This is a genomic window from Pseudoalteromonas sp. AWM4_233, from assembly GCF_056158285.1.
Genome location: NZ_JBSWSZ010000036.1, coordinates 1,580 through 2,238 on the forward strand (window position 1 = coordinate 1,580; position 659 = coordinate 2,238).

At 42.5% G+C, this 659-nt stretch carries 1 pseudogene; it reads left to right on the forward strand.

Annotation, left to right across the window (positions count from 1 at the left end):
* Window positions 1-179 precede the first annotated feature (179 nt).
* Window positions 180-584, forward strand: a pseudogene (locus ACXAC4_RS19105) (choice-of-anchor I family protein); the annotation flags it as partial.
* Window positions 585-659 lie beyond the last annotated feature (75 nt).

Below are 659 nucleotides of genomic sequence, written 5' to 3' on the forward strand. Positions count from 1 at the left end.
TCGTATCAGTTACGTATTGCTAAGGTTAACGACGGTTAGATTCACCTCTTACACAGCACCTGACAAAATGCAATAAAACTGCAATCAATCCTTAAGATCGCAGAAACTTAAACGTCATAAACCTGCTGTTTAATTGTTCGCTATTAAATATTACACAATAAACAACAATAGGTTTAGTTATGCTTAAACGCTCTCTGATCGCACTTTCTTTATTAACGGCTCTCACAGGTTGTGCCCTTGACGGCGACGATGGTCAACAAGGTCTTCAAGGTGAACAAGGCCCAGCTGGTGTTGCTGGTACGAATGGTTCAAACGGCACAAATGGTAGTGATGGTTCAAATGGCACCGACGGTACAAATGGGGTTGATGGTAAAGATGCTAACCGTCTGTTAGATATTCAAATGGTTGGTCGTGCAGTGTTAAATGCACAAAGTCCAGAGGGTGCAGCCGAAATCGTGGCTTATCAAGCGTCTAAAAAATGGATTTACGCAATTAACAGCTCAGGTGATAGTGCTGTGGTAAACATCATTGCAGCAGAAAGCTTTGATGCCGCTGGTTTGGTGAAAAATAACGAAGGTGTGATCACGAGGTGCTGTGTAAGAGGTGAATGAACCGTCGTTAACCTTAGCAATACGTAACGAACCAATAGGTGTAGTGAA